Annotated in this window: 2 protein-coding genes; both read left to right on the top strand. The window is 73.1% G+C overall.

The genetic code is table 11. From position 1 onward, the window contains the following. Positions 1-709: ATP-binding cassette domain-containing protein (locus AB0J52_RS40160; RefSeq protein WP_500188431.1), on the top strand; the 709-nt coding region annotated here is incomplete at its 5' end. Beyond that, positions 706-1506: ABC transporter permease (locus AB0J52_RS40155; RefSeq protein ID WP_500188430.1), on the top strand; the 801-nt coding region annotated here is incomplete at its 3' end. The genes AB0J52_RS40160 and AB0J52_RS40155, both read left to right, overlap by 4 nt.

Here is a 1506-nt window from a genome sequence, read left to right as displayed (position 1 = left end):
CGGGCTGCCGCCGTCCGCCGCCCGCGAGCGCGCCGCCGACACGCTGCGGCACGTCGGGCTCTACGAGGAGCGGTACCGGCCCATCGGCGGCTACTCGACCGGCATGCGGCAGCGCGTCAAGCTCGCCCAGGCGCTGGTGCACGACCCGCGCCTGGTGTTCCTGGACGAGCCGACCAACGGCCTGGACCCCGCCGGACGCGACGAGATGCTCGGCCTGATCCGCCGGATCGGGCACGAGTTCGGGATCAGCGTCCTGGTCACCTCGCACCTGCTCGGCGAGCTGGAGCGGGTCTGCGACCACGTGATCGTGATCGACGGCGGGCGGCTGCTGCGCTCGCAGGCCGTCGAGGCGTACACGGCGGCCAGCGGCGTGCTGGTCGTCGAGGTGGACGAGGGCCGCGACGACCTCGGCCGCTGGCTGCACGAGCGCGCGGTGTCCGTCCGCCCCGAGGACCGGCTGCTGGTGATCGACATCGGCGACGAGAGCGTCTACGACCTGGTCCGGGACGGCGCGGCCGAGCTCGGGCTGCGGCTGGTCCGGATGGAGCAGCGCCGCCACCACATCGAGGAGGTCTTCTCGGTGGCCCCGCAGACGGTCGCGGTGCCGCCCGGAGCCGTCCAGGGGCCGCCCGGGGCCGTCCAGGGGCCGCCCGGGATGCCCGGGACGCCGGGTCCGTCCGTCGAGGAACTGAGGGGAGGGGCCCGGTGAACGTCAGCACCATCCATGACATCGGCTACCGGCACTACGAGGGCAAGCGGCTCGGCAGCGCCTACGTCACGCGGTCGATGTTCGTGCACAACCTGCGCGCCGCCTACGGCCTGGGCCGTCCGGCGCGGGCGAAGGTCATGCCGTTCATCCTCGCGGGGATCATGCTGCTGCCCGCCGTCGGCGACATCGCGGTGGTCGCGATCGCCAAGCGGCCCGAGGCGCTGTTCCCGTACACGCGCTACCAGTTCATGCTCCAGCTGATCATCTCGATCTTCGTGGCGACGCAGGCGCCGGTGCTGGCGTCCCGGGAGATCCGGTTCCACACCGTCCCGCTGTACTTCTCGCGGCCGGTCGGGCACCTCAGCCTCGTCCTCGCCAAGCTCGGCGCGTTCGCCACCGCGCTGTTCGCGCTCACCGCCATCCCGGTCACGCTGCTGTACGTCGGCGGCCTGGTCACGCAGGTGCCGGACTCCGGCGAGCATCTGCTCCACTACCTCGGCGGTCTCGCCGCCTGCTTGCTGCTGTCGCTCGTCCTGGCCGCGATCGGGCTGGTCGTCGCCGCGTTCACGCCGCGCCGCGGCTTCGGCGTGGCGGCCGTGATCGCGGTGCTGGTGGTGTCGGGGGTGCTGGTCTCGATCCTGCAGGGGATCACCCAGAGCACCGGGCACTGGACGCTGGCCGGCTGGCTCGGCCTGTTCACCCCGTACAGCCTGGTGGACGCGGTCGCGTACCGGGTGCTCGGCGGCAAGCTGTCGGCCGTCGCCGCCCCGCCCGGCGTCGGCGGCGGAATCGTCGCC

Origin of the sequence: Spirillospora sp. NPDC049652, assembly GCF_040675125.1 — a bacterium.
Taxonomy (GTDB): Bacteria; Actinomycetota; Actinomycetes; order Streptosporangiales; family Streptosporangiaceae; genus Spirillospora.
Note: the sequence above shows the minus strand (reverse complement) of the source record. Positions and strands in the feature narration are given on the sequence as shown.